General features: G+C 70.2%; 17 protein-coding genes. 8 read left to right on the forward strand and 9 right to left on the reverse strand.

Features of this window, described 5'->3' with window-relative positions:
- Nucleotides 1-33: 33 nt before the first annotated feature.
- Nucleotides 34-342, reverse strand: coding sequence for a hypothetical protein (locus tag K7G61_RS02995; RefSeq protein ID WP_225844986.1), 309 nt, complete (start codon nucleotides 340-342; stop codon nucleotides 34-36).
- 201 nt (nucleotides 343-543) lie between these two features.
- Complete coding sequence (dnaB, locus tag K7G61_RS03000; RefSeq protein ID WP_225844987.1) at nucleotides 544-2,001, reverse strand: replicative DNA helicase; 1,458 nt, start codon at nucleotides 1,999-2,001, stop codon at nucleotides 544-546.
- Between the two features lie 522 nt (nucleotides 2,002-2,523).
- Here dnaB and K7G61_RS03005 point away from each other — a divergent pair.
- Nucleotides 2,524-3,885 carry an MATE family efflux transporter gene (locus tag K7G61_RS03005; RefSeq protein ID WP_225845180.1) on the forward strand — a complete coding sequence of 454 codons (1,362 nt, stop codon included), beginning with the start codon at nucleotides 2,524-2,526 and terminating at the stop codon, nucleotides 3,883-3,885.
- A gap of 176 nt (nucleotides 3,886-4,061) precedes the next feature.
- Here the strand turns inward: K7G61_RS03005 and rplI are convergent, their stop codons facing one another.
- From rplI to rpsF, 4 genes are read right to left on the reverse strand one after another with little or no spacing between them, the layout of a single operon-like run.
- On the reverse strand, nucleotides 4,062-4,511 hold the full coding sequence (gene rplI, locus K7G61_RS03010) for a 50S ribosomal protein L9 (RefSeq protein WP_225844988.1): 450 nt from the start codon (nucleotides 4,509-4,511) through the stop codon (nucleotides 4,062-4,064).
- Nucleotides 4,512-4,529: 18 nt separating this feature from the next.
- Nucleotides 4,530-4,766 carry a 30S ribosomal protein S18 gene (gene rpsR / locus K7G61_RS03015; RefSeq protein WP_031512678.1) on the reverse strand — a complete coding sequence of 79 codons (237 nt, stop codon included), beginning with the start codon at nucleotides 4,764-4,766 and terminating at the stop codon, nucleotides 4,530-4,532.
- 46 nt (nucleotides 4,767-4,812) lie between these two features.
- Entirely contained in the window at nucleotides 4,813-5,391 is a 579-nt protein-coding gene (locus K7G61_RS03020; RefSeq protein ID WP_225844989.1) for a single-stranded DNA-binding protein, read from the reverse strand.
- A gap of 59 nt (nucleotides 5,392-5,450) precedes the next feature.
- The gene (gene rpsF, locus K7G61_RS03025; protein WP_225844990.1) at nucleotides 5,451-5,741 is read right to left on the reverse strand and encodes a 30S ribosomal protein S6; all 291 of its coding nucleotides are present in this window, start codon (nucleotides 5,739-5,741) and stop codon (nucleotides 5,451-5,453) included.
- Between the two features lie 281 nt (nucleotides 5,742-6,022).
- On the opposite strand from rpsF, the gene K7G61_RS03030 reads away from it, so the two are divergent.
- From K7G61_RS03030 to K7G61_RS03040, 3 genes are all read left to right on the forward strand, one after another.
- Nucleotides 6,023-6,331: a hypothetical protein gene (locus tag K7G61_RS03030; RefSeq protein ID WP_225844991.1), complete on the forward strand. Its 309-nt coding sequence runs from the start codon at nucleotides 6,023-6,025 to the stop codon at nucleotides 6,329-6,331.
- 110 nt (nucleotides 6,332-6,441) lie between these two features.
- Nucleotides 6,442-7,560, forward strand: a complete 1,119-nt coding sequence (locus tag K7G61_RS03035) for a peptidoglycan bridge formation glycyltransferase FemA/FemB family protein (RefSeq protein WP_225844992.1) — start codon at nucleotides 6,442-6,444, stop codon at nucleotides 7,558-7,560.
- 63 nt (nucleotides 7,561-7,623) lie between these two features.
- Nucleotides 7,624-8,667 (forward strand): alanine racemase, encoded by a 1,044-nt coding sequence (locus K7G61_RS03040; protein ID WP_225844993.1) that lies wholly within the window; start codon nucleotides 7,624-7,626, stop codon nucleotides 8,665-8,667.
- 73 nt (nucleotides 8,668-8,740) lie between these two features.
- Here K7G61_RS03040 and K7G61_RS03045 read toward each other — a convergent pair whose 3' ends face one another.
- Entirely contained in the window at nucleotides 8,741-10,270 is a 1,530-nt protein-coding gene (locus K7G61_RS03045) for a glycosyltransferase family 87 protein (protein WP_225844994.1), read from the reverse strand.
- A gap of 82 nt (nucleotides 10,271-10,352) precedes the next feature.
- Nucleotides 10,353-13,181: a transglycosylase domain-containing protein gene (locus tag K7G61_RS03050; RefSeq protein ID WP_225844995.1), complete on the reverse strand. Its 2,829-nt coding sequence runs from the start codon at nucleotides 13,179-13,181 to the stop codon at nucleotides 10,353-10,355.
- Between the two features lie 400 nt (nucleotides 13,182-13,581).
- Between K7G61_RS03050 and K7G61_RS03055 the strand changes: the two genes are divergently transcribed.
- The 3 genes from K7G61_RS03055 (at nucleotide 13,582) to K7G61_RS03065 (ending at nucleotide 16,777) form a co-directional block, all read left to right on the forward strand.
- The gene (locus K7G61_RS03055; protein ID WP_225844996.1) at nucleotides 13,582-14,253 is read left to right on the forward strand and encodes a PadR family transcriptional regulator; all 672 of its coding nucleotides are present in this window, start codon (nucleotides 13,582-13,584) and stop codon (nucleotides 14,251-14,253) included.
- Nucleotides 14,254-14,276: 23 nt separating this feature from the next.
- Nucleotides 14,277-15,359 carry an inositol-3-phosphate synthase gene (locus K7G61_RS03060; RefSeq protein ID WP_225844997.1) on the forward strand — a complete coding sequence of 361 codons (1,083 nt, stop codon included), beginning with the start codon at nucleotides 14,277-14,279 and terminating at the stop codon, nucleotides 15,357-15,359.
- Between the two features lie 119 nt (nucleotides 15,360-15,478).
- Complete coding sequence (locus K7G61_RS03065; RefSeq protein WP_225844998.1) at nucleotides 15,479-16,777, forward strand: MFS transporter; 1,299 nt, start codon at nucleotides 15,479-15,481, stop codon at nucleotides 16,775-16,777.
- 84 nt (nucleotides 16,778-16,861) lie between these two features.
- On the opposite strand, the gene K7G61_RS03070 is transcribed toward K7G61_RS03065, so the two are convergent.
- Nucleotides 16,862-18,301, reverse strand: coding sequence for a CCA tRNA nucleotidyltransferase (locus K7G61_RS03070; protein WP_374204033.1), 1,440 nt, complete (start codon nucleotides 18,299-18,301; stop codon nucleotides 16,862-16,864).
- A gap of 164 nt (nucleotides 18,302-18,465) precedes the next feature.
- Between K7G61_RS03070 and K7G61_RS03075 the strand changes: the two genes are divergently transcribed.
- On the forward strand, nucleotides 18,466-20,856 hold the full coding sequence (locus tag K7G61_RS03075) for a DUF6049 family protein (RefSeq protein WP_225845000.1): 2,391 nt from the start codon (nucleotides 18,466-18,468) through the stop codon (nucleotides 20,854-20,856).
- Nucleotides 20,857-20,860: the final 4 nt, after the last annotated feature.

Raw genomic sequence — 20,860 nt, forward strand, 5'->3', positions numbered from 1 at the left:
GCCGGGCCGCAGGGCGTCCAGCGCCTCGTGGGGTCACAAGCTCGCTGTCCCCAGGGAGCAGCAGGCGGGAGACGGGTCCCGCGTTTCGGCGTTCGCACGGCTGGGCGAGCCGAAGCGCGCCAGGCAATGCCAGACCCTTTTGAGCGCCCGCGGGTCGTACCGGCCTGTCCTGGCGGCGTCCCCGATGACCTCGCTGTCGAACCTGACCGGTCCGTCGATCTGCGCTCCGATATGGCCGTCCAGGGTATCAAAGCCGTCGGTCTCGGCCAGTTCGATGAGGGAGAAGCAGTTCGCGACTCCGAACGCCGAGGGTTCGGTCCACGCAGTGTGCCCGAGCGCCATGCCTTCCGATTACTGCGGCGGGGTGGCGCGAAGTCGTGGCCGGCCCACAGCAACGGGCCTGAGCAGCGCGGACACCCATGGTTTGCTCGGCCGGGCCGATCCGCTGGAACCCCTCCGAGCCAGACGGAGCTGAGCGGACCAGCCCCCGAACGCGCGAGCCACGAGCAGTTCGGTCGCCGGCGCGGAACCTGCAGCCCCGCCTCAGGTCTGGGCCATGTCGACGAAGCGGGAGTAGTGGCCCTGGAAGGCGACTGTGATGGTGGCCGTCGGGCCGTTGCGGTGCTTGGCCACGATCAGGTCGGCCTCGCCCGCGCGCGGGGACTCCTTCTCGTACGCGTCCTCGCGGTGGAGCAGGATGACGACGTCCGCGTCCTGCTCGATGGAACCCGACTCGCGCAGGTCGGAGACCATGGGCTTCTTGTCGGTGCGCTGTTCGGGGCCGCGGTTGAGCTGGGAGAGGGCGATGACCGGGACCTCCAGCTCCTTGGCGAGGAGCTTGAGGTTGCGGGACATGTCGGAGACCTCCTGCTGGCGGCTCTCGGGACGGCGGGAGCCGCCGGACTGCATCAGCTGGAGGTAGTCGATGACGACCAGCCGCAGGTCGTTGCGCTGTTTGAGACGGCGGCACTTGGCGCGGATCTCCATCATCGACAGGTTCGGCGAGTCGTCGATGTAGAGCGGTGCCTCGGTGACGTCGGCCATGCGGCGGGCGACCTTGGTCCAGTCGTCGTCGGTCATCGTGCCCGACCGCATGTGGTGCAGCGCGACCCGTGCCTCGGCCGACAGCAGCCGCATCGCGATCTCGTTGCGGCTCATCTCCAGCGAGAAGATGACGCTGGGCATCCGGTGGGCGATGGAGCAGGCCCGCGCGAAGTCCAGCGCGAGGGTCGACTTGCCCATGGCGGGGCGGGCGGCGACGACGATCATCTGGCCGGGGTGCAGGCCGTTGGTGAGGGAGTCGAGGTCGGCGAAACCCGTGGGGACGCCGGACATCTGGCCGCTTCGGGAGCCGATCGCCTCGATCTCGTCGAGGGCGCCTTCCATGATCTCGCTGAGCGGGAGGTAGTCCTCGGAGGTGCGCTGCTCGGTGACGGCGTAGATCTCGGCCTGCGCGCTGTTGACGATCTCGTCCACGTCACCGTCGGCCGCGTAACCCATCTGGGTGATACGGGTGCCGGCTTCGACCAGGCGGCGCAGAACGGCGCGCTCGTGGACGATCTCGGCGTAGTACTCGGCGTTGGCCGCCGTGGGCACGGCGTTGACGAGGGTGTGGAGGTAGGGGGAGCCGCCGACGCGGGCGATCTCACCGCGCTTGGTCAGCTCGGCCGCGGTGGTGATGGGGTCCGCGGGCTCGCCGCGGGCGTAGAGGTCGAGGATCGCGTTGTAGATGGTCTCGTGGGCCGGGCGGTAGAAGTCCCCGCCCTTGAGCACCTCGACGACGTCGGCGATGGCGTCCTTGGACAGCAGCATGCCGCCGAGCACCGACTGCTCGGCGTCGAGGTCCTGCGGCGGGACCCGCTCGAAACCGCCGCCGCCTTCCTGGAAGCGGCCGTCGTCCTGGGAGTTCTGCGCGGTCCTCTTGCGGAAGGGGCTGACCGCCGGGCGTTCGTCGGGCGGGAGTTCGTCCCAGTGGTCGCCGGCGGACGTGGGCTGGCTCATCCCCGGCACCTCCCCTCCCGTCCGGCCGCATGGCCGGATCCCGCTGTGCGTGTCACTCTTTCACGCACGCCACTGACTTCTGGGCCCCGCCCGGCCCTCCGCTCGCGGCGCGTCGGCGGACGGTCCGCGGCAGCCGGGGAGGCTCAACGGTAGGCCCCCCGGCCACCTCGACCAACCCCGTTATCCACAGGGGGTGTGGACGACGGCGGGATACCTGTGGAGAACTGCCCCCAACCTGTGTACAGCCCTTGGGACAGCGCTGTGGACAACTCGGCCGCTCGTTCCACACAGCCCATCTGACCTGCGACTTCTTCATCCATAGCCTGTGCAGGAGAAAAACTTTTGCCGCCGGCCCAAGATCGCCACAAACAACGCGGAGGAGATCACTCTGTGCAGTCATCAGTAATGAGCGGTACGGTGCTTCACCTCTTACTTGTGGACGATTAGGCTGTGCTTGTGAACCCGGTCGCCGATCCCTCCCAGCTCCCTGCCCGGCGTGGCTCCGCGCGCCTTCCGGCCGCCGTGCGCCGCCGGCACGACCGGGAGATCGTCGCCCTCGCGCTGCCCGCCTTCGGCGCCCTCGTGGCCGAGCCGCTGTTCGTCATGGCCGACAGCGCGGTCGTCGGCCACCTCGGCACCACGCAGCTCGCCGGGCTCGGCGTGGCGGCCGCCCTGCTCACCACCGCCGTCAACGTCTTCGTCTTCCTCGCGTACGCCACGACCGCGGCCGTCGCCCGCCGGGTCGGGGCCGGCGACATGCGCGCGGCGCTGCGCCAGGGCATGGACGGTGTCTGGCTCGCGCTCCTGCTCGGCGCCGTCGTGATCGCGGCCGTCCTGCCCGCCGCGCCCGCGCTCGTACGGCTGTCGGGCGCCTCCGGCACGGCCGCCCCGTACGCGGCGACGTACCTGAGGATCAGCGCGCTCGGAATTCCGGCGATGCTCGTCGTCCTCGCGGCCACCGGCGTCCTGCGCGGCCTGCAGAACACCCGCACACCGCTCTACGTCGCCGTCGCGGGCTTCTCGGTCAACGCCGGACTCAACGCCGCGTTGGTGTACGGCGCCGGGCTCGGGATCGCGGGCTCCGCCTGGGGCACGGTCATCGCCCAGAACGGCATGGCCGCCGCCTACCTGTCGGTGGTGGTACGCGGCGCCCGCGCCCACTTCCGCGAGGAGGTCCCGGGACCCGCGCGTTCCCGTTCCGGCCCGGGCGACTGGACATCCGTGCTGCGGCCCGACCCCGCGGGCATCCGCGCGTGCGCCCGCGCCGGGGTCCCGCTCCTGGTCCGTACGGTCAGCCTGCGCGCCATCCTGCTGCTCGCGACCGCCGTGGCCGCCCGGCTCGGCGACACGGCCGTCGCCGCCCACCAGATCACCCTCACCGTCTGGTCGCTGCTCGCCTTCGCCCTCGACGCCATCGCGATCGCCGGACAGGCCATCATCGGCCGCTACTTGGGCGCCGGGGACGCGGAGGGCGCACGGGCCGCCTGCCGGCGGATGATGCAGTGGGGCGTGGCCTGCGGGATCGTTCTCGGCCTGCTGGTGGCGCTGACCCGGCCGCTGATCGGGCCCATGTTCAGCTCCGACCCGGCGGTGCGTGCCGCCCTCATGTCCGCGCTGCTGGTCGTCGCCCTCGGCCAGCCGGTCTCCGGGGTGGTCTTCGTACTCGACGGCGTGCTGATGGGCGCGGGCGACGGGCCGTACCTCGCGTGGTCGATGCTGATCACGCTCCTGGTCTTCGCACCGGCCGCCTTCGCCGTGCCCGCCCTGGGCGCCGGGCTGACCGCCCTGTGGTGGGCGATGACGCTGATGATGCTCACGCGGCTGACCGCGCTGTGGCTGCGGGCCCGCTCCGGCCGCTGGGTGGTGACAGGCGCGGCACGCTGAGACCGGGCTGACGGGACGGGCGGCGGCCCGGCTGAACGGGGGCTGAACCGGCCGGACGGGCCTTCCCCGCGACAGCGGCCGCCAAGGCCGAAGGGCCCGGCCTCTCCCGTCCGTCGTCCGAACGGGAGAAACCGGACCCTTCGTGTTCCACGTGGAACAGTGGAACATGTGCCGCGTTACGCGGCCACGACCTCCAGGTCGAGGACGGCCTCGACCTCGGGGTGCAGCCGCACCGAGACCCGGTGGGCGCCGAGCGTCTTGATCGGCGCGGCCACCTCGATCCGGCGCTTGTCGACCGCCGGGCCGCCCGCGGCCTTGATCGCCGAGGCGATGTCGGCCGGGGTGATCGACCCGAAGAGACGGCCGCTGCCGCCGGCACGGGTGCTCAGCTTGACCTTGACGTCCTGCAGCTGCGCCTTGACGGTGTTCGCGTCCTCCAGCGAGTGGATCTCGCGGATGCGACGCGCGCGGCGGATCTGCTCGACGTCCTTCTCGCCACCCTTGGTCCACGCGATGGCGAAGCCCCGCGGGATCAGGTAGTTGCGGGCGTAGCCCGGCTTGACGTCGACGATGTCGCCTGCGGCGCCCAGGCCGCTGACCTCGTTGGTGAGGATGATCTTCGACATGCTTGCGTCACCCTCTCCTTATCGAGCCGTCGAGGTGTACGGCAGCAGCGCCATCTCACGGCTGTTCTTCACGGCCGTGGCGACGTCACGCTGGTGCTGCGTGCAGTTGCCGGTGACGCGGCGGGCACGGATCTTGCCGCGGTCGGAAATGAACTTCCGCAGCATGTTCGTGTCCTTGTAGTCCACGTACACGGTCTTGTCCTTGCAGAACGCGCAGACCTTCTTCTTCGGCTTGCGCGGGGGCGGCTTCGCCATGGTGATTCTCCTGTGCGATCAAGAAGTGTGTGAGGGGGCCCGCCCTCTAGAAGGGCGGTTCGTCCGAGTAGCCGCCGGAACCGGAGCCGCCGCCCCAGCCTCCGCCGCCACCGCCACCCTGCCCGCCGGCCGGCGCGCTGGTCGCCCACGGGTCGTCGGCGGGAGCACCGCCGCCGCCCTGCTGGCCGCCCCAGCCGCCGCCCTGGCCACCGCCAGCGCCGCCGCCGTAGCCGCCGCCACCCTGCTGACCGCGGCCGCCGCCGCTGGTCTTGGTGACCTTGGCCGTGGCGCTGCGCAGGCTGGCGCCGACCTCGTCGACGTCGAGTTCGTAGACCGTCCGCTTGACGCCCTCACGGTCCTCGTACGACCGCTGCTTCAGCCGGCCCTGCACGATGACGCGCATGCCGCGCTGGAGCGACTCGGCGACGTTCTCCGCCGCCTGCCGCCAGACCGAGCAGGTCAGGAACAGGCTCTCGCCGTCCTTCCACTCATTGGTCTGCCGGTCGAAGGTACGGGGAGTGGACGCGACGCGGAACTTCGCGACCGCCGCACCGGACGGGGTGAAACGCAGCTCGGGGTCGTCGACGAGATTGCCGACGACCGTGATGACGGTCTCGCCTGCCATTGGGATGACCTCTCGACTGGCTGTGGGCAGTGCTGGTGACTGCTGCTCGGAGTCCGGGACTAGTGCAGTTCCGGACGCAGGACCTTGGTCCGCAGCACCGACTCGTTCAGGTTGAGCTGGCGGTCCAGCTCCTTGACGACATCAGGCGTGGCCTTGAGGTCGATGACCGAGTAGATGCCCTCGGGCTTCTTGTTGATCTCGTAGGCGAGACGACGGCGGCCCCAGGTGTCGACCTTCTCCACGCTGCCGCCGCCGTTGCGGACGACGGACAGGAAGGACTCGATCAGCGGGGAGACAGCGCGCTCCTCCAGATCGGGGTCGAGAATGAGCATGAGCTCGTAGTGACGCATAGGGGAACCCACCTCCTTTGGACTCAGCGGCCACGGCGTTTCCGTGGCAGGAGGGTTTGTCTTGCGTCGCAACGGTAGCGCGGGGCACTGACAACGCCCCCGGACGCCTGTGGACAAGTACTCGGGGGAGAGGGGTCGGCCGGCGCGCACACCGGTGCAGACCGCCCAGCCTACCGGTCTTGGCCCTCCGGGTTGAAATCCGCCCCCTTATGCCCTCAATCTGTACACATCGGGTGTGTACGGCGCTACATCGCGCGACGACTCCGTCACGGAGGTGCCCCATGGCACAGCATGCGGAACGAACCCCCCAGCGAACCCACCACCTCACCTTCAACACCGACGGCCGGCCTCATCCGCTGGAGAACACCCTGGTCGCGGTGACCTTCGTCCTCGGCCTGGTCGCCGTCGTCACCTGCGGTTTCCGCAGCCTGCACATCCTCGCCTCGTGGACCGGGTTGGCCGGCCTCCTCACCGGTGGCTACGGCCAGTTCATCTCGGCCACCACCGCGGAGCGTTTCGCACTGATCATCAGCCTGGGCATGGCCGGGTTCGGCTTCTACATCGGCATGATGCACGGCGGCTTCGTATAAGCCGACCAGCGCCGCGGTTGTCCACAAGGGCTGGCGGGGCGCCTTCCCCCGGGCAGTAGGCTTCGGGCCAGTAGAAAAGCCCGCAGTCGTGAGCATGGGGAGCGCCCCGCATGAGCCTGACCCTGAGGACCATCAGCCGGGAGCAGCACCTGGCCTACATCCGGAGCCTGCCCTCCGCGAGTCACTGCCAGGTTCCGGCATGGGCTGATGTGAAGTCCGAGTGGCGCTCGGAGAACCTGGGCTGGTTCGACGCCTCGGGCCAGCTGGTCGGCACCGGGCTGGTGCTGTACCGGCAGCTTCCCAAGCTCAAGAGGTACCTGGCCTACCTCCCCGAGGGCCCGGTCATCAACTGGTACGCGCCGAACCTGGACGACTGGCTGCAGCCCATGCTCTCCCATCTGAAGAAGCAGGGCGCCTTCAGCGTCAAGATGGGTCCGCCGGTGATAATCCGCCGGTGGGACGCCGGCGCGGTCAAGGCGGGCATCGCCGACCCCGACGTCAAGCGGCTGCGCGACGTCGAGGCCACCTTCATCGAGCCGCGCGCCTTCGAGGTGGCCGAGCGGCTGCGCCGGATGGGCTGGCAGCAGGGCGAGGACGGCGGCGCGGGCTTCGGCGACGTCCAGCCGCGCTACGTCTACCAGGTCCCGCTGCAGAACCGCTCGCTGGACGACATCCTCAAGAACTTCAACCAGTTGTGGCGCCGCAACATCAAGAAGGCCGAGAAGGCCGGCGTCCAGGTGGTCCAGGGCGGTTACGACGACCTGCCGGTGTGGCAGCGGCTGTACGAGATCACCGCCGAGCGCGACCACTTCCGCCCGCGCCCCCTGTCCTACTTCCAGCGCATGTGGACCAAGCTCAACGACGAGGAGCCCGGCCGCATGCGGCTGTACCTGGCGGTCCACGAGGGCGAGGCGGTGGCCGCGGCCACCATGCTCACCGTCGGCGACCACGTCTGGTACTCCTACGGCGCCTCCGCCAACCACAAGCGCGAGGTGCGGCCGTCCAACGCGATGCAGTGGCGGATGCTGCGCGACGCCTACGCGATGGGCGCGAGCGTGTACGACCTGCGCGGCATCAGCGACTCCCTGGACGAGAAGGACCACCTGTTCGGTCTGATCCAGTTCAAGGTGGGCACGGGCGGCCAGGCTGCCGAATACTTGGGCGAGTGGGACTTCCCTCTCAACAAGCTTCTCCACAAGGCACTCGACATCTACATGTCGCGCCGCTGACCGGCCGACTAGTCCCCCGGACCGGGTCCGGAGGAAACCCAGCAGAAAGGTCCGCTCCAGGCCATGGCGCTCACCCTGTACGTCGACACCGCCCGCTGGCGTGCCCACCAGCACACCGTGGTGGAACAGTTCCCCGGCCTCGTGCCCGTGTGCAAGGGGAACGGCTACGGCTTCGGGCACGAGCGTCTGGCCGACGAGGCCACCCGGCTGAAGTCCGACATGCTCGCGGTCGGCACCACGTACGAGGCCGCGAGGACCAAGGACTTCTTCAGCGGTGACCTGCTCGTCCTGACCCCCTACCGGCTCGGCGAGGAGCCGGTGCCGCTGCCGGACCGGGCGATCCGCTCGGTGTCCTCGGTGGAGGGCGTGCGCGGCCTGGTCGGCGCCCGGGTGGTCATCGAGGTGATGAGCTCGATGCGGCGGCACGGCGTCGCCGAGGACGACCTCGGCAAGCTGCACGCCGCGATCGACGACGTGCGCCTGGAGGGCTTCGCCATACACCTCCCGCTGGACCGCGCCGACGGCAGCGACGCGGTCGAGGAGGTCTTCTCCTGGATGGAGCGGCTGCGCACCGCCAGGCTGCCGCTGCACACCATGTTCGTCAGCCACCTGAAGGCCACCGAACAGGCGGCGCTGCAGCAGCAGTTCCCGCAGACCAGGTTCCGGGCCCGGATAGGCACCCGGCTGTGGCTGGGCGACCACGACGCGACCGAGTACCGGGGCGCGGTGCTGGACGTGACCCGGATCGCCAAGGGCGAGCGGTACGGCTACCGCCAGGAGAAGGCCGCCGCCGACGGCCACCTGGTGGTCGTCGCGGGCGGCACCTCGCACGGGGTGGGCCTGGAGGCGCCCAAGGCGCTGCACGGCCTGATGCCGCGCGCCAAGGGCGTGGCCCGCGCGGGGCTGGCGACGGTCAACCGCAACCTGTCGCCCTTCGTGTGGGCGGGCAAGCAGCGGTGGTTCGCCGAGCCGCCGCACATGCAGGTGTCGATCCTGTTCCTCCCCGGTGACGTGGCGCCGCCCGCGGTCGGCGACGAGCTGGTGGCCCACCTGCGGCACACCACCACCCAGTTCGACCGGCTCGTGGACCGGGCGCCGACGGCGTAGGGCGGTGCCCCCGGCCGCCGCGTAACCGCCCCCGGCAGCGGCCGGCGGGCCCGCTGCCCGCTGTCGGGCCGCCTCACGGCCGCGCGTACCGCTCCCGGTCCCCGTACGCGGTGTCCCCGGCTTCCGCGGCGTCCATGGCGTCCCGCGGCTCGTCGTACGGCTCGTGCGGCAGCGGGCCGAGGACGAACATGTCCTCGGCCCCGTCCAGGACGCCGCCGGCCGGGTCGTCCGAGCCGTCCTGCCGCAGCACGTCGTACTCGGGCCGCAGGATGTCGCGCACCACCAGCGCCGACAGGTAGAGGATGCCGAGCAGGTGCACCCCGATGGCCAGGTGGTAGGCGTCCGCGGTCAGGCCGTGGTGCTTGGCGCCGGTGACGTAGGCCAGCCGCATCCAGATGCCCAGGAAGTACAGTGCCTCCGCGCCCTGCCAGATCAGCAGGTCCCGCCAGCGCGGACGGGCGAGGACGGCCAGCGGCAGCAGCCACAGCACGTACTGCGGTGAGTAGACCTTGTTGCTGACCAGCAGCGCGGCCACCACCAGGAAGGCGAGCTGGCCCAGGCGCGGCCGGCGGCGGGCGTACAGGGCCAGTGCCGCGATGCCGCCGCACAGCAGCAGCATCAGGGCGGTCGCGTACGCGGTGACGCCGGTGAGTGGTTCGTGGCTGCGCTCCGCGATGATCAGCCACAGCGAGCCGTAGTCGGTCGGCCGGCTGCGGCTGAAGGTGTAGAACTGCGCCCAGCCCTCCCGGGCGAGCAGGATCACCGGCAGATTGACGGCGAGCCAGGCCCCGGCCGCGCCGAGCAGCGTCTTGCCGAAGGCCCGCAGCCGCCCGGCCCGCAGGCACAGCAGGAACAGGGCGCCCAGCAGCAGCACCGGATAGAGCTTGGCGGCCGTTGCCAGTCCGATCAGCACACCGGCGGCCACCGGCCTGCTGCGCGCCCACATCAGGATGCCCGCGGACGCCAGGGCGACGGCGAACAGGTCCCAGTTGATCGTCGCGGTCAGCGCCAGCGCGGGGGAGAGCGCGATGAACAGCCCGTCCCAGGGCCGCCCCCTGTTGGTCCGCGAGACGCACACCAGCACCACGATCGCGCAGACCAGCAGCATCCCGGAGTTGACCAGCCAGAAGTCCTGCGGCGGGTGCGGCTGGTCGCCGTGCGGGGTCAGCCAGGACGCGACCTCCATGAAGAGCCCGGTCAGCACCGGGTACTCCAGGTAGTGGATGTCCGGCGCCTGGGAGAGCTTCTCCGGGATGCTGTCGGCGTACGGGACCAGGTCCGCGGCGAAGCCACGCGTGGTGTACAGGTGCGGGATGTCGGAGTAGCAGGCGTGGATGTACTGCGGGTCGCCCGGCAGGAACCAGCCCTGGTGGTAGCACGACGACTTCTGGGCCATGCCGAGCGCGAACACGGCGACGAGCACCAGGACCATGATCCGCAGCGGATTCCACCAGCGGTGGCCGCCGGTAAGGGCCCTGCGGCCGGCCGGCCCGCCGAGGATCTCGCTGGCCGACGCGGCCAGCGGGTCCTCGTCCGTGGGACGTACGGAGGCCTCGGGGAGCTCTCGCGGCTCGTCCTGCTCGCGGTCACGCACGCTCGTCATGGCGCCATCCTGCCGTACCGGCCTGTGCGCGCGAGAGTCCCCGGGGCCGGTGTGCCCCGGGGACTCTCGTGTTTGCTCGCGCTCAGCCCTTCTTGCCGGGCGGGCCTCCGCTGGTCCCGTTGGTGGTCCCGCCGGTCGGCGGGGTGGTGCTCGGGCTCGGCGACTGGTTGCAGCCCAGGTTCCACGGCGGGCACGGGCCCGTCGGCGTGCCCGTCGGCGTCGGGGTCGTCGGCGGCGGGGTGGTGGTCGGCGGGGTGGTGACCGGCGTCGTCGGCGGGGTGGTGGCCGGCGTCGTCGTGGGCGGGGGCGTGGTGGCCGTCGGGCTCGGCGTCGGGCTCGACACGTTGCCGTAGACGACCTTGCCGATGTCGCCGGACGGCTTCTGGAAGTCCTCGGCCGGCGTCTCCTTCAGGACCGTGCTCATGTAGTCCCGCCAGATCTGCGCGGGGAACGAGTCACCGTGGACCTTTTCGGCGCCACCGGTCCCGTACATCTTCAGGAACGGGTTCTGGACCGCCTTGCCGGACTTGTCGGTGTGCTGCTGGTCGTCGCGCCGGTACATGACGACCGTGGTGACGAGCTGCGGGGTGTAGCCGTCGAACCAGGCGGACTTGTTGTCGTCGGTGGTACCGGTCTTGCCCGCCGCCGGCCGCCCGTCGGGGAGCTGGGCCGGGGTACCGGTGCCGTGCTTCACGACGTCCTGCAGCATCCCGGTGATGGTGTCCGCGACGTCGGCCTCGAAGGCCGACTTGGTGCGGAGCTGGTGCTTCCACATCACCCCGCCGTCGTGCTTGACCTGGGTGACGGAGAACGGCTCGTTCTGCCGGCCGTGGTTGTCGATGGTCGCGTAGGCGTCCGCCATCCGGATCGCGCTGGGGGAGGAGGTGCCGATCGAGTACGTGACGCTGTTCTTGTAGTCGTCCAGGCCGTTGAACGCGTCCGGCACCAGGCCCGCGGCGAGCGCCTCGTCGTGCACCTTGTCGGTGCCCACGTCCTGGCCGAGCTGGACGAAGGGGGCGTTCAGGGACTTGTCCAGCGCGACGCGCAGGGTCACGCGGGGGAAGTTGTCGCCGTCGTCGTTCGTCTGGCGCCACTGGAAGGGCTGGCCGTGCTGGTCGTGCCCGATCCAGGGTTTGCCCGTGTAGTCCGTGATGAGCTGCTTGTTCTTGCCGCTGAACATGCTGTCCGGCGAGACCTTGGTGCGGGTCTCGGGTCCTTGGACCGGCGGCCCGTTGGGGTCGCGCACCCCGTCCGTCATCGCCGCGGCCAGAACGAACGGCTTGAAGGTCGATCCGACCTGGGCACCGGTCTCGTCGGCGTTGTTGGTGAAGTGCTTGGTGGCGTCGGTGCCGCCGTAGATCGCCTCGATCGCCCCGGTTTTGGGATCGAGGGAGGCGCCGCCGAACTGGACGAACTTGTCCACGTCCTCCTTCTTGCCCGTGTCCGAGTTGTAGTGCATGTGGGTGCCGCCCGGCTTGATGTTCGCCTTCTGCACCCTCTTGACCGCCGCTTCCAGCGCGTCCACCTTGGGCTTCTGGAAGGTCGTGTAGATCTGGTAGCCGCCGTGGGCGAGCTGGTCCGCGGTGAGGATGTGGTTGTTGGTCACGTACCTCTTGGCCAGGTCGACCATGTAGCCGATCTGCCCGGCCATCTGCGCGTTCTTCTTGACCGGCTGCGGCATCGGGTACTTGGTGTACTTGGCGCGCTCGGTCGCGGTCATCCAGCCGTCCTTGACCTCGCGGTCCAGGATCCACCCCCAGCGCTCCTGGGAGCGCTTCAGGTTGGCCTCGGGCGTGGCGGCGGAGTCGATGTCGGCGTTGCCCGCCGGGTCGAAGTACGTGGGGCCCTTGAGTACCGCGGCGAGCACCGCGCACTGGCTCGGGTTGAGCTTGATCGCGTCGACGCCGTAGTACGTACGGGCCGCCGCCTGGATGCCGTAGGCGCCGCGGCCGAAGTAGGAGGTGTTCAGGTAGCCGGCCATGATGTCGGACTTCTTCATGGTCGCGCCGACCTTTATGGAGATGAACAGCTCCTTGAACTTGCGGCTGATGGTCTGCTGCTGGGTCAGCCGGGTGTTCTTCACGTACTGCTGGGTGATGGTCGAGCCGCCCTGCGTCTGGCCGCCCCTGGCCATGTTGTAGAGGGCGCGGGTGATGCCCATCGGGTCGACGCCCTTGTCGGTCCAGAACGTCTTGTTCTCCGCCGAGACGACGGCGTTCTGCATGCCCTTGGGGATGTCGTCGATGGAGACGATCTGGCGGTTGAGGCCGGCGCCGGTGGCGATCATCTGACTGCCGTCGGCCCAGTAGTAGACGTTGTTCTGCGAGGTGGCAGCGAGGTTGACGTTCGGCACGCTCACCATGGCGTAGGCGATGCCGACTATGCCGATGAGGGTGCCGAAGAACCCGACGCACATCGCCGTGACCTGCCGCCAGGAGGGCATCCAGCGGCGCCAGCCGGTCCTGCCGAAGCGCGGGTAGTCGATGAACCGCTTCTTGCCGGGGCGGCGGCCGCGGCCCCGGCCCGGGCCGGAACCCTGCGGGCCGATCGTGGTGGGTCCGCCCGGGCCGCCGGGGCCGCCGGGGCCTGCGGGCCCGCCCGGCCCGCTGCCACCCGCGCCGGCTCTGCGCCGGTGGCCGCGCCCCTGGGACGCGCGCCGGGCGGCGGCGCGGCCCTGGTAGGGCTCGCCGCCCGCGGGGCCGCTCGGGGAAGCGGTGGCCGAACCGCTGGGGACGCCGCCGGGGGAACCGCCGGGGGGCGTACCGCGTGATTCAGGGCGGGGGTCGCCGCCGGCACGCCGACCACCGACAGGAGGGGTCGGCTGCTGCCCGGTCGGCTGCTGTCCCCCGCGCCTTGCGGCTGCACGGCCGCCGGACGGCGACTGCGGCGGCTTGCGACGGTGCTCGCTCATGAACAGCTACTCCTCGACAGGCGGGATCGCCTGCAGGCATCGATGACTTTCGGGTCGGTCCCCCTGCGCGCGGCTGTGTCAGGCCGCACCGCACCGAGGATCAAGACGCACCCAGATGTTGCGGGGTTCCCGGCGCTACGCATGGCGAACAGAGTACGCAGCGCCAAAAGACACGCCATGCGAAGGATCACCGCAAACCGGGCAGTTGACCCCCCGTAGGTCCACGGATGTGACGCCGGTCACCAAGGCGCGCCTTGCGTGATGTGTCGAGCCGTTCTATCGTCGCGATGTATCGGCTCGATACATCGGGCCGACACACACTGCGGAACAAGGTAACCGGGCAGCCGGGTCAGCGGGCAGCCGGGTCGACGCGCGAACCACGGGACGAGGGGACGAGGGATTGAGCAAGCGCTCCGGAATCCTCGAATTCGCGATTCTCGGCCTGCTGCGTGAGTCCCCGATGCACGGTTACGAGCTGCGCAAGCGGCTCAACACTTCGCTCGGGGTGTTCCGCGCCTTCAGTTACGGGAGCCTTTATCCCTGCCTGAAGACGCTGGTCGCCCAGGGGTGGCTGATCGAGGAGACGGCACCGGACATCGATCCGGTGACCACGCCTCTGGCCGGCCGCCGGGCGAAGATCGTCTACCGGCTGACAGCCGCGGGCAAAGAGCACTTCGAGGAGCTGCTCGCCGCCTCCGGCCCGGACGCCTGGGAGGACGAGCACTTCGCCGCCCGCTTCGCCTTCTTCGGGCAGACCTCGAAGGACGTCCGGATGCGCGTCCTGGAAGGGCGGCGCAGCCGCCTTGAGGAGCGCCTGGAGAAGATGCGCGCGTCCCTCGCGCGCACCCGCGAACGGCTCGACGACTACACGCTGGAGCTCCAACGGCACGGCATGGAATCGGTGGAGCGCGAGGTCCGCTGGCTCAACGAGCTGATCGAGACCGAGCGGGCCGGGCGTACCGGACGCCCGGCCGGTGAGCGGGCCAGGACCGACCCCGGCAGCGACAGCGACCGCAGCAACGACAACAGCCAAGAGAACGGCGGCCGACCCGAAACCCGGGGAACCGCGTGACGATTACACAGGGAGCAACCGGTATGGGTTCGGTTCGCGTAGCCATCGTTGGCGTAGGCAACTGCGCCACGTCGCTGGTGCAGGGTGTCGAGTACTACAAGGACGCCGACCCGGACAGCAAGGTGCCTGGTCTCATGCACGTGCAGTTCGGCGACTACCACGTGCGTGACGTCGAGTTCGTCGCCGCCTTCGATGTCGACGCGAAGAAGGTCGGCCTCGACCTCGCGGACGCCATCGGAGCCAGCGAGAACAACACCATCAAGATCACCGACGTCCCGCAGACCGGTGTGACCGTGCAGCGCGGCCACACCCTCGACGGCCTCGGCAAGTACTACCGCGAGACCATCGAGGAGTCCTCCGAGGACCCGGTCGACGTCGTCCAGGTGCTCAAGGACCGCGAGGTCGACGTGCTGGTGTGCTACCTGCCCGTCGGCTCCGAGGACGCGGCCAAGTTCTACGCCCAGTGCGCCATCGACGCCAAGGTCGCCTTCGTCAACGCCCTGCCGGTCTTCATCGCCGGCACCAAGGAGTGGGCGGACAAGTTCACCGAGGCCGGTGTCCCGATCGTCGGCGACGACATCAAGTCCCAGGTGGGCGCGACCATCACGCACCGCGTGCTGGCCAAGCTCTTCGAGGACCGCGGCGTTGTGCTCGAGCGCACCATGCAGCTGAACGTCGGCGGCAACATGGACTTCAAGAACATGCTGGAGCGCGAGCGCCTGGAGTCCAAGAAGATCTCCAAGACGCAGGCCGTCACCTCGCAGATCCCGGACCGCGACCTGGGCGCGAAGAACGTCCACATCGGCCCCTCCGACTACGTGCAGTGGCTGGACGACCGCAAGTGGGCGTACGTCCGCCTGGAGGGCCGCGCGTTCGGCGACGTCCCGCTGAACCTGGAGTACAAGCTGGAGGTCTGGGACTCCCCGAACTCCGCGGGTGTCATCATCGACGCGCTGCGTGCCGCGAAGATCGCCAAGGACCGCGGCATCGGCGGCCCGATCCTCTCCGCGTCCTCCTACTTCATGAAGTCCCCGCCGGTGCAGTACTTCGACGACCAGGCGCGGGAGAACGTCGAGAAGTTCATCCGCGGCGAGGTCGAGCGCTGATCCGATCCCCACGGGGACGAGCGTCCCTACGGGGATGAGCCTCCCCACGGGGATGAGCGGACTACTGCCAGGGGCCCCGGGTCGTACACCCGGGGCCCCTGGCGTGTGAGGGTGTCTCCATGGGTGTTGTGGGCGATCTACGGGTACTGCTGCGACTGCCGGACTTCCGGCGGCTGCTCGTGGTGCGCCTGCTGTCGCAACTGTCCGACGGCGTCTTCCAGGTGGCGCTCGCCGCCTATGTGGTCTTCTCCCCCGAGAAACAGACCTCGGCCGCCGCTATCGCTTCGGCGATGGCCGTCCTGCTGCTGCCGTACTCGCTGCTGGGCCCCTTCACCGGGGTGCTGCTCGACCGGTGGCGGCGCCGGCAGGTCCTGCTGTACTGCAACCTGCTGCGGGCGGTGCTGTCCTGCGGTACCGCCGGACTGATACTCCTGCGTGTCCCGGACTGGCTGTTCTACCTGTCCGCGCTGTCGGTCACCGCGATCAACCGTTTCGTCCTGGCCGGGCTGTCCGCAGCGCTGCCAAGGGTGGTGGACGACGAGCGGCTGGTGATGGCGAACGCCCTGTCGCCCACCGCGGGAACCCTCGCCGCGGCCGCGGGCGGCGGCGTCGCCTTCGTCGTCCATCTCGCGGTGCCCTCGGGCGCGGGTGCCGACGCCGCGACCGTGCTGGCCGGTGCGCTGCTCTACCTCGGCGCGGGCCTGTCCGCGCTCGCCCTGGGCCGCGATCAGCTCGGACCCGACTCGCGTCCGGGCGATGCGGTACGCCTGCGCGAGGCGGTGGTCACGACCGCCCAGGGGCTGCGTTCGGGGCTGCTGCACCTGCGGGAGCGGCCGGCCGCGCGGCAGGCGATGGCCGCGATGACCGCCATGCGTTTCTGCTTCGGCGCCCTGACCGTGACTTTGCTCATGCTGTGCCGGTACGCCTGGGCCGACTCCTCCGACAGCGGCCACGGGCTGGCGCTGCTGGGCCTGGCGGTCGCACTCTCGGCCGCGGGCTTCTTCGTCGCGGCCGTCGTCACTCCCTGGGCCGTCGGCCGCCTGGGGACCGCGGGGTGGATCACCTGGTGCTCGGCCGGCTCCGCGCTGCTGCTGCCCCCGCTCGCCCTGCCCTTCCGGGTGGCGCCCATGATGCTGGCGTCCGTCGTCCTGGGGGTCACCACTCAGGGCGCCAAGATCGCCACGGACACCGTGGTGCAGACCCACGTGGACGACGGCTACCGGGGGCGGGTCTTCTCCCTCTACGACGTCTTCTTCAACGTCGCCTTCGTAGGGGCCGCGGCTGCCACCGCTCTCGTCCTGCCCTCCGACGGCCGCTCCTCCGGCCTGGTCCTCACTCTCGCCGTGTTCTACGCGGCCACGGCCGTCGCCATGGTGCGGGTGCGCGATGTTTCACGTGGAACACAGCGGGCGGGCTGAAGCGGCGGGTTCGTGTTCCACGTGGAACACGAACCCTGCCGATGTTCCACGTGGAACATGCCCCCGGACGCCCTCGCCACTGCCTCAGCCCTGCGCGGCCCACCACTCCCTGAGCGCCTCGGTCGCCCCCTCCTCGCCCAGCGGGCCGTGCTCCATCCGCAGATCGAGCAGGTGCTGGTAGGCCTTGCCGACCAGGGGGCCCGGCTTCAGGTCCAGGATCCGCATGATCTGGTTGCCGTCGAGGTCCGGGCGGATGGCGTCCAGCTCCTCCTGCTCCTGCAGTTCGGCGATCCGCGCCTCAAGGCCGTCGTACGTGCGCCACAGCGCCTCCGCCTTGCGCTTGTTGCGGGTCGTGCAGTCCGAGCGGGTCAGCTTGTGCAGTCGGCTCAGCAACGGGCCGGCGTCCCGTACGTAGCGGCGCACCGCCGAGTCGGTCCACTCGCCGGAACCGTAACCGTGGAACCGCAGGTGCAGCTCGACCAGTCGCGAGACGTCCTTGATCTGGTCGTTGGGGTACTTCAGCCGGGTCATCCGGGCCTTGGTCATTTTCGCGCCCACCATCTCGTGGTGGTGGAAGGAGACCCGGCCGTCCGGCTCGAAGCGGCGGGTCCTCGGCTTGCCGATGTCGTGCAGCAGGGCGGCCAGCCGCAACGTCAGGTCGGGGCCCTCCGTCTCCAGGTCGATCGCCTGCTCCAGCACGGTCAGCGTGTGCTCGTAGACGTCCTTGTGCCGGAAGTGCTCGTCGCGTTCCAGGCGCAGCGCCGACAGTTCGGGCAGCACCCGGTCGGCGAGTCCCGTGTCGACCAGGAGCCGCAGCCCTTTGCGCGGGTTGTCGGACAGCAGGAGCTTGTTGAGCTCGTCGCGGACCCGCTCGGCCGAGACGATCTCGATCCGGTCGGCCATGGCGGTCATCGCGGCGACCACCTCGGGGGCAACCTCGAAGTCGAGCTGCGCGGCGAACCTGGCCGCGCGCATCATCCGCAGGGGGTCGTCGGAGAAGGACGCCTCGGGTGTGCCGGGGGTGCGCAGCACGCGGGCCGCCAGGTCGTCGAGCCCGCCGTAGGGGTCGATGAACCGGGAGTCGGGAAGGGCGACGGCCATCGCGTTGACCGTGAAGTCCCGGCGGACCAGGTCGTCCTCGATGCTGTCGCCGTAGGAGACCTCGGGTTTGCGCGAGGTGCGGTCGTACGCCTCGGAGCGGTACGTCGTCACCTCGATCTGGAATTCCTTGGCCGTCCCGCCGTCACGGGCGCCCTTCAGCCCGCCCACGGTGCCGAACGCGATGCCGACCTCCCACACCGCGTCCGCCCACGGGCGCAGGATCCTCAGCACCTGCTCCGGGCGGGCGTCCGTGGTGAAGTCCAGGTCGTTGCCGAGTCTGCCCAGCAGCGTGTCGCGGACCGAGCCGCCGACGAGGGCGAGCTGGAATCCGGCGTCGCGGAAGCGCCGGCCGAGTTCCTCGGCTACGGGCTCCACCCGGTGGCGGGCCTGCGGGGTCTGGGCGGCATTGTTGGCATTCGGCACAACGTAAAAGGGTACGTGTCCCGGACCGCCCCCCGCGCGCCGGTTTCCCGTACCTTCCATCACGGCTCCCGAACACTGCGGCACCGCCCCGCTCGTTACCATGCGAGCACGCACTTCCGATGGACCGACCGACGACCGAACGAACACCAGGACGGGGCGAACGCGTGGGCGAGGCCGCACAAGCACCCGCAACACCCCCGCCGGCGCCCCGCCGGCGGACGCTGCGGTTCACCGCGCTGCTCGCCGGAGCGACCCTCCTCGCCGGGTTGCTGCAGACGGCCCAGGCCACCGGCTCCCAGGCGCAGAGCGCCACCGGCTCGCACACGGCCACCGTGACCCTGACCCGCCTCGATCCCCCCCTCCCGGCCAAGGGCGGCACGATCACGATCGCCGGCACGGTGACCAACAACAGCAAGACAGCGATCACCGACGCCCACGTCGGGGTGCGGATCGCCTCCGGCGGCCCGCTCACCACCCGCAGCGCCATGAAGGCCACGAGCACCAGGGGCAGCTTCGACGTATTCCTCGACGGCCAGGAGATCAACGGCCACACCGCGAAGGTCCGCACCGTCCCGGCCGGGGCGAGCGCCGCCTTCAGCCTCAAGGTCCCCCTCAGCGCCTTCGGTCTCGGTCAAACGGGCGTCTACCAGCTCGGCGTGACCCTGGACGGCCAGACGTCGGCGGAGCACTGGCAGCACGTCCTCGGCATCAGGCGGACCTTCCTGCCCTGGTACGACACCACGCAGACCCCGCAGCCCGCGCAGACCCGGATCAGCTACCTGTGGCCGCTGACCGACCGGCCGCACATGGCGGCGCGCGGCGACACGGACTCCCAGCAGAGCCCGATCTTCCTCGACGACGGCCTGGCCGCGGAACTCAAGCCGGGCGGGCGGCTGTGGACGATGGTGAGTCTGGCCCAGAAGCTCCAGGTGACCTGGATCGTCGACCCGGACCTGCTCGCCTCGGTCGACGCGATGGCCAAGAGCTACCGGGTCGCGGGTCCGGGCGGCGACGTGACCCGGACCACGCCCGGCACCGGCACCGCGTACGCCAACCAGTGGCTCGACGCCCTGAAGAGGGCCGTCTCCGGCGACCAGGTGGTCGCGCTGCCCTTCGGCGACACCGACATCGCCTCGGTGGCCCACCAGGGGCGGAACGTTCCGGGGACCGTGAGCCACCTCAAGACGGCCGAGTCGCTCGGCGCCATGACCGTCGCCACCGTGCTGGGGGCGACCACCGTGAAGACCCTCCAGGGCGGCAGGATCACCTCCGACGTCGCCTGGCCGGTGGACGGAGCGACCGACTCGTCCATCGTGTCCGTGGCGCGCTCCGGCGGCGCGAAGGACATCATCGCCCGCAGCGACAGCTTCCCGGACAACGCCCTGCGCTACACCCCCTCCGCGGCCCGCTCGCTGGGCGGCGGCACCACCGCGGTGGTCGCCGACGCGGCGCTGTCCACGGCGTTCTCCGGCGACATGACCAACGCCCAGAGCGTGAAGCTCGCGCTGCAGGACTTCCTCGCCCAGACCCTCCTGATCACCATGCAGGCCCCGGCGAAACAGCGCACGCTGCTGGTCGCCCCCCAGCGCATGCCCACGGTTCCGCAGGCGACGGCCCTGGCGAGGGCGATCACCATGACCGACAGCACCCCGTGGGCGGCAACTGTGCCGTTCGCCACGGCGGCGCACACCCGTCCCGACGCCCGCGCCGGGCACAAAGTGGCACCGGCGAGCGCGTATCCGGCGGCCCTGCGCAAGCAGGAGCTGACCCACCACACCTTCATGCAGACCTGGTCCACGCAGCGGAACCTGAACTCCTTCGTGGTGATCCTCACCCGCAAGGACCGGGTCACCGTGCCGTTCGGCAACGCCGTACTGCGGTCGATGTCCACCGAGTGGCGCGGCGACCGCCGGCAGGGCGACGACTTCCGCGCCTCCATCCGCGGCTATCTGCAGGACCTGATCGGTGCCGTCCACATCATCGACAAGACCACGACGCTGACCCTGTCGGGCCACAGCGGCACCATCCCGGTCACGGTCAAGAACGACCTCGGCCAGCCGATCACCGGCCTTGTGCTCAGGCTCACGTCCAGCCAGACCATCCGGCTGGAGATCCGCAGTCCCGAACAGCCGATCTCCATCGACGGCGGACATACCCGTACCCTGAAGTTCCGGACCACGGCCAGCGCCAACGGTCCGGCGCACCTCGTGGCCGGCCTGTACAACCGCAACGGCGGGCTGTACGGCCAGAGCGTCCGCTTCGACGTGAACATCACCAAGGTGACCGACCTGGTGATGCTCATCATCGCGGCGGGCTTGTTGCTGTTGGTGCTGGCGGGGGTACGCATCTACCGTCAGCGCAAGCGGCAGGCCGCGGCCGAGAGCGGCGACGGCGACCCCGGGACCGACGGTCCCGAGGACGCCACGAGCGGCGGCAACGACGGAGACGACGGCACTTCACGCGGCACCGCACCCGGACACCCGGGTGACCCTGCCGCTGACACCGGGCCGGAAAGCCCTGAGCCGTCCCCGGCAAGTGAGAAGGTGGACGGATAGCCAG

Source organism: Streptomyces sp. HPF1205 (genome assembly GCF_020400825.1).
Lineage (GTDB): Bacteria > Actinomycetota > Actinomycetes > Streptomycetales > Streptomycetaceae > Actinacidiphila.